This window comes from Vibrio sp. V43_P6S15P86, assembly GCF_009904725.1.
Taxonomy (GTDB): Bacteria; Pseudomonadota; Gammaproteobacteria; order Enterobacterales; family Vibrionaceae; genus Vibrio; species Vibrio diabolicus.
The window spans coordinates 1-7,140 of record NZ_WXWT01000036.1; the positions used below are offsets into that span (position 1 = coordinate 1).

At 44.1% G+C, this 7,140-nt stretch carries 5 protein-coding genes; 3 read left to right on the top strand and 2 right to left on the bottom strand.

Annotated features, from left to right (window positions below; translation table 11 throughout):
* The first annotated feature begins 189 nt into the window (after positions 1-189).
* A complete protein-coding gene (locus CAG69_RS01660; RefSeq protein WP_005377396.1) occupies positions 190-519 on the top strand; it encodes a TusE/DsrC/DsvC family sulfur relay protein in 330 nt (109 codons plus the stop codon).
* A 3-nt stretch (positions 520-522) separates the two neighbouring features.
* On the opposite strand, the gene yccX is transcribed toward CAG69_RS01660, so the two are convergent.
* Positions 523-795 carry an acylphosphatase gene (gene yccX, locus CAG69_RS01665; protein ID WP_161442415.1) on the bottom strand — a complete coding sequence of 91 codons (273 nt, stop codon included), beginning with the start codon at positions 793-795 and terminating at the stop codon, positions 523-525.
* 90 nt (positions 796-885) lie between these two features.
* On the opposite strand from yccX, the gene CAG69_RS01670 reads away from it, so the two are divergent.
* Together CAG69_RS01670 and CAG69_RS01675 are read left to right on the top strand one after the other, a co-directional pair.
* Positions 886-2,289, top strand: coding sequence for a methyl-accepting chemotaxis protein (locus CAG69_RS01670; RefSeq protein WP_161442417.1), 1,404 nt, complete (start codon positions 886-888; stop codon positions 2,287-2,289).
* A gap of 183 nt (positions 2,290-2,472) precedes the next feature.
* Positions 2,473-3,666 (top strand): class I SAM-dependent methyltransferase, encoded by a 1,194-nt coding sequence (locus CAG69_RS01675; protein ID WP_042523010.1) that lies wholly within the window; start codon positions 2,473-2,475, stop codon positions 3,664-3,666.
* Between the two features lie 202 nt (positions 3,667-3,868).
* On the opposite strand, the gene CAG69_RS01680 is transcribed toward CAG69_RS01675, so the two are convergent.
* On the bottom strand, positions 3,869-7,140 hold a 3,272-nt coding region (locus CAG69_RS01680; protein ID WP_237668016.1), incomplete at its 5' end, for a VWA domain-containing protein.

Genomic DNA, 7,140 nt, shown 5'->3' on the forward strand with positions numbered 1-7,140 from the left:
AAACTGAATAGTTTCCTATTTATTTGAATAAAAGAGCATTTATATCAAAGCACCTCGCTTAGTCAAAAAGCACTCACCATTTTGTACGCTTTTGCTTCGCTCGGCACTACTTCGAGATTCTTTTGTTGAGAACATCCTCACCTGTCGCTAATCTATAAACATCCATGTTCACTTAACGGATAAAACGTTATGTTCGTTTACAACGGCAAAGAAATTGAAACTGATGCTCAAGGCTACTTACTGGATCATACTCAATGGGAAGAAGGTATGATTGAGCTTTTAGCAAAAGAAGAAGACATCGAGCTTACGGATGCTCATTTGGAAGTTGTGCACTTTGTGCGAGATTTTTATGAAGAGTTTAATACTTCCCCAGCTGTGCGTATGCTTGTCAAAGCAATGGAAAAAGCGCACGGCCCAGAAAAAGGTAACAGTAAGTATCTATTCAAGCTGTTTAAAAAGGGACCAGCTAAACAAGCGACTAAATTAGCCGGCCTACCAAAGCCAGCTAAATGCTTGTAGAATTTACAAAATCTTAAAACCGCGCAACGGCTTATATGACGCAGACTCCTGTATCACACTCTCTACTGTTGCCGTTCGCGGGCCTTCTTTCAACCACTCGGAAAACGCAGCTATTTGCGCGTCTGTTCCACACGCCATCACTTCAACATCACCATTGTTTAGGTTCTTCGCATAACCTGTTAACCCTAGCTTCAATCCTTGATGGGAAGTATGGTAACGAAAACCCACGCCTTGAACATGACCTTTTACTATAAATCTCTCACACTTTACGTTCATCTTTGTACCGCTTCTTTTTACTGAGTGATATATTCTTTTCGTCTATTCACCCCACTAAGGATAGTGGGTTTTTGCACGGTTATTATAATTATGAAAGAAATTCCATTCCGCTGGATTGATAAGTATCTCATTCACTTAAAGATTCAAGAAAAGTTCTATTTGCTCTTCGCTCTCCCTCTTCTTGCTTTAGTCATTCTCACTCTCGTCCTTAATAGCGCGGCTAATACGTTGATCTCAAGTATGTACCAAGAAGAGCTCATGCTTATGAAAGGTCTGATAGAGGCAGGCAACCTTTCTCAATCTCAAGTAGCAAGCCTCATTGCGGGTTCAGAAACCGTTTCTATTGGCTCAGGGCCGCAATCCGTATCAGTTTTAAATGGTGCGTACAGCTTGGTTGCAAACCATGAACTTTCTTTATGGGCTACCCTATCAACGACTCAAGTGAGCATCATCTGTGTGAGCTTGTTTATTCTCGCGCTTGGCGTTTACTACATCATGACGTTTATCGGCGGCGCAATGTTCACGATGAATAAAGCATTAAACACCCTTGCGGGAGGTGACCTCACCGCGAGAATGAACTTCTTCCCTGTTCGCGACGAGTTTAGTGAAATTGCTATTACGATAGACAAAGTTGCAGAACGAGAGCAACAAATGGTGCTGTCGATTCAAGAGTCTGTGGCTTTAATGCAACAAATTAGCTCAGATCTGAATCAATCGATTCATCACAGTTCAGATATTTCAGCGACTCAGCAGGAACACCTCAACTCTCTTGCGAGTGCAACGGAACAGATGGCATCAACGATTCGAGAAGTCGCGACACTAGCTCACGATTCAAGCACGCAAACCGATGATGCGCGTAACGTGGCTCAGTCTGGACAAGTGAAAGTTGAGAATACGCTTCACTCGATTTCGAACCTCTCTAATGAGATTCAATCTGCGTCTCAAGCAGTAGCGGAGTTAGATGCTAATGCCGCACAAATTGATGAAGTCGTGACAACCATTAATGGGATTTCCGAGCAAACTAACCTACTTGCATTGAACGCAGCCATTGAAGCAGCACGTGCTGGTGAGCAAGGTCGTGGATTTGCGGTCGTTGCAGATGAGGTTCGCGCTCTTGCGGGACGCACTCAACAAGCGACGGTTGAAATCCAAACGATGATCGAATCATTACAGCGTAACAGTCAATCACTTACTAAACTGATGGAAGTGACTGTCAACAATGCAAATGAGGGACAAAACCTCATGACGGAAGTGAATCACGAAATCGGCTCTTTGGCAGATAAAAATCAAACTATCTCCGACAGTAGTATTCAAATTGCAACAGCGGCTGAAGAACAAGGTGTAGTCGCGGACAATATCGCCTCAAGCGTTGAAGAAATCCGAGTTCAAGCAGATAATGTGTGCAATATGATCAGCACGACCTCGCAAAACGTCGAACAGTTGCGTAAGCAAAGCGATACGATGGAATCTCTCCTCACAGGTTTGAGAGCATAAGCAAATATCAGTTTATCAGGGTCACGCAAGTGGCCCTTTTTTATGCCAGCTAACAGCTATGCCGACGATTATGACTAACGATACCGACCGTTTAGCAAATGACTGGATTGTTGAGGGATATTGCTTTTGCCCTCAACATCCCGGACAATACGCCCCTTTCAAAATTCAACAAGAGCAAATGAAATGACAGCTGCTATCTATTTGGTTAAAGGTCGTGAGAAATCGGTTAAGCGCAAGCACCCTTGGATCTTCTCTCGAGGCATCAACAAAGTTGAGGGCGAACCTGCTCTTGGCGAAACGGTTGATGTATTCACTCACGACGGTAAATGGCTAGCTAAGGCGGCATATTCGCCAGCTTCACAAATTCGTGCTCGTATTTGGAGTTTTGATAAAGAAGAAATCGACACCGCGTTTTTCGTTAAACGACTTAAAGACGCACAACTTCTTCGTGAAGACATTATCAAACGTGATGGCCTTACGGGTTATCGCCTTATCGCAGCAGAGTCTGACGGCTTACCTGGCGTTACGATCGACCGTTACCAAAATTTCTTTGTGTGCCAACTTCTCAGTGCTGGCGCAGAACACAATAAGCAGGCTATTGTTGACGCTCTGGTTGAGTGCTTCCCTGATTGTAATGTGTACGAGCGCTCTGACGTGGCCGTTCGTAAAAAAGAAGGTTTAAAAGAGATCACGGGCGTCTTGCACGGCGAAGAGCCACCTAAATCGGTCGTCATCGAAGAAAATGGCGTAAAGATTAGTGTAGATATCGTTGGCGGACACAAAACAGGTTTCTACCTAGATCAACGTGATAGTCGCCAGCAAGCGATGAAATATATGAAAGGCAAAGAAGTTCTTAACTGCTTCTCTTACACTGGTGGCTTCGGACTTTACGCTCTAAAAGGTGATGCAAAGCGTGTGATTAACGCTGACGTGTCACAACCTGCTTTAGATACCGCAAAATTCAACGCAGAACTAAACGAGTTTGATATTTCGAAGAAGCGTGCCGTGTTCCTAAATGCAGACGTATTTAAGCTGCTTCGTGAGTATCGTGATCAAGGAACTCAGTTCGATGTTGTGATCATGGACCCACCGAAGTTCGCAGAGAGCAAAGCACAACTAAACGGCGCATGTCGTGGTTACAAAGACATCAACATGCTAGCAATGCAAATTCTAAAACCGGGCGGCACGCTACTGACCTACTCTTGCTCTGGCTTGATGGATCAAGTTCTGTTCCAGAAAATCATCGCTGATGCAGCCGTAGACGCTAACCGCCAAGTAAAGTTTGTGGAGCGTTTTGAACAAGCCGCTGACCACCCAACCGATACAGCATATCCAGAAGGTTTCTACTTAAAAGGTTTTGCATGTAAAGTGCTTTAGGCTACGAATAAGTAAGACAAAGCAGAAGAAAAGGGCCTACTGGCCCTTTTTCATTATGGCTCTAAGTTAACCTTAGTTAGTGCGGATAACACATCTCTCTCAAAGTCCGCATTTCCCACGATTAAATCACTAAACTCTGTCGCCCCGTTTTCTATTACGATAGTTTGAATTGAGTTTCCATCGTTATGGGTTATTTCTAAAATTAGGTAATGCCATCAATGTTCAAGTCAATACTATTAAGAAGTTCTTCTATCGTATTGTGCCCGGCATCTTCAACGACTTCACTCAGATCTAAGGTGTCCAAATCTCTCTCAAAACCTCTAATTAGATCTGTTCCTGTATCCAAGGAGTCGTTGACCCATTTAAAGACATCTGCCTCGTTATCATTACCGATCAAGATGTCATGACTTACATCTACTTCAGCTTCAATAATATTTGCAGAGCCATTACTTGAAGCATTTACTCCTCCGTTTTCATCAATAACGAATTGCAGGGTATTCTCACTTTGATCGCCATCGTTATCCGTCAATACATAATCGAAGTCTAACGTTTCAACTGTATCACCCACCGCACCATAAAATGCATACGCACCATCGTTTAGGTCGATTTCCAGAGTATGTTTGCTGTCGATATAGATAGTAAGCTGCATCGTTGTGTCGTCAAATGCATGCGAAATACCATCGTTATTGTCAGTAACTATTAGGTCTGTACCATCAAACGAATAAGTGACACCGTCATGTTCTATTTCGCTAATATAACCACCATCCGCACCAATACCTGTATCTGGAGAAGTGGTATACATCAAGTTCCCCCCAACAGGTTGAATTACTGACTGCAACATAACCGGAGGTAATTGAGTTACGTCAGGAACCACAACACCATCAAGGTCTTGATTCAAAAAGCCATCATATGCTACGCGATCTAATTGATCCGGCATAAGATTAACGCCCATGCCATACGCTAGGGCTGTTATCTGATTATCAGGATCGGTTAGGTGATCAATCCAACTCTGCTCGCGAGCGTCGTTTATAAATGATGACGCAGGGTTTGGCTGACCATCTGACAAGAAGTAACTAACATTCGACGCACTGGTTAACTTACCTACATCATCCCATGACTGTTTTGCTTCATTTAGCGCGTTGTTATAGTTAGTCGCGCCACCCGCAGTTAGCGTCTCAATATACGCTTTGGCCTCCTCGACCGTCAGCCACGTCGCAGCACCTATAGCGTAAGTGGATGCTGTACTGCTATAAGTAATAATTTGAACTCGCGTTTGACCGATAGACTCATATTGATTCAATAACTGAGTTGCCGAATCTTTCATTATCTGCAAGCGATTATCCGTTCGCATAGAACCCGAGACATCCATTATGAGCTGAACGTTGGCACTTTCTTTAGTTTCTGCAACTACATCGTGAATAATAGATGCAGAATCTGGTGAGTCATCTTCCACAATAACGTTGACCGTTGTGGAGTTAGTAAGACCACGAGCATTCGAGACAAGCACAGGCACCTCAATATTTAAGGTGTCTTCTCCAGATGGGTTGGAGTGATCAATCGGACCAAGAAGCTCCGTAGATACCACTCCAGTATCATTGACTGATATTTTGATAACCTCTTCACCGTTCGCTGAACCGATAAGCATTTGGTCGTTATTTGATAACGTCCACGTTACAGAGATCCCGTTACTAGTAAGAACTGTAGATGGTTCACTGAGCGTAACAGAATCAACGGTTTGACCCAGCGTCAATTGTTCTACATCAGAACTCGAGTCAGTTGTGTCATCAAAGCCGTTTAGAGCAGAGTCATCAGCAATGGCGTTGCTTAAGCCTTCCTCAGAAACGTTTAGTGTTACACCTTCTACGATTGGTGGGGCGTAAGGGTTGACAGAAAAGTACCCCGCTTTACTGTCGCCATCATTATCAGTAATAGTGTAGTTAAAATCGATATCCCCATCGCCATAAGGTGAGGTCAAAGGCAAGTATTGGAAGAACTCCCATTTTCCAGTGCTAGGTGTAAGTTGAACTTCGAATGCAAGCTCTCCATCAGCCTCTGCAATCAGTCTATTAGAGTTTTGTGGATCGACGTATATCAACACGTCTTTACCATCTAGAGTCTCTAAACCAGCCTCACCTCCATTTAAGACTATAGAACCAGGGCCATCAGCTCCATATACAGCACCGAGGTTCCCATCCGCACTAGCAATTGGCACGCCAGAGTACGCACCTGTAAAGGTTATTGATTTAACGGTAAAGTCACTGTTGTCTTCAGTATCCGGGCCATTGCCATTACTGGTCGCCTCGAGGATGATTTTATCAAAGCCTCCCTGTTGAACATTGAAATTTGCCGCGTAATCACCACTGCTTGCGTCAGAGCTGAACGATTGCTGAGCAATTAATACACCATCTCTATAAAAAGATGCGATTCCTTTCTCAAGTTCACCACCAAACATTTTCTCAAATTCTATTTCTGCTCCGTAAGCAACTTTATTGCCTAAGTCTATGATTAACTGCTCTGATACACCCTCATTACCCGCGAATCGATAATCGACTTCGTTTTCTAATTGGAAGCCGTTGTTACCAGAACTTTTAACGCCAATCCCTTCTGATGATTGATTGATTTCAGCTGTTCCCAGCATCACAGATTCGTCAGACACAAAACCGTTTGCAGTCACAACAACGTCCCCAAATGTTCGACTGGTTGCATCTGCCTCACTTCCTGCAAAATCTATGCGCCCTGTCAGAACGTTAGGTGCACCAGTAAGCGACACATCGACGGGTTGAACAACCACAGGCACGTATGGGCAATCATCTTCAACGGCCACATTTAAGCTTTGAGATGTTGTTGTTTGTCCATCACTTACAGAAATCTGTAAATCAAAGTTGATGATGTCTTCCACATCATTAACAGGATGATCAAGTGGCTCAAACAGAGTAATAGTATAGTCCCAAGAGCCTTGACCTGAAGCTGAAGGCTCGCTCAGCACAACAGTAGCAACAACGCTCAGGTGAGCAGTTTTCGCAGTCAGCGTTTGAGTACTGTTGTCCCACGTCCACGATATAGGCTCCCCTCCTGATGTTAGGTTGTTAGGGCCAGCCAATACCACTGAAACATTCGCCGTGTCTGGATCGGCAACTGTGAATGTTCCTGAGAAACTTGCGGAGTTAGTAGTGTCTGAAGGTGATCCTGTATTATCAGGGATACCATTAGCTAAACCTTCTTCCGAAACAACTGCATTCACAACATTTGAAATAGAAGGAGGAGCATCATTATCAATAATCGTCGCCGTACCCGTATCACTGCCTTGCACTGCCCCAATGCCGGTTACTGTCACACTGAAATCTTCAGGGCCTTCGTACACCGCGTCATCAATGGAAGCAATACGCACATCAAACTCGGTTTGCCCAGCTGGCACCGTTACTACGCCATCGTTTGGCACTGTCACCCAACCGGAGCCTGTGTTGTATTCTAAGG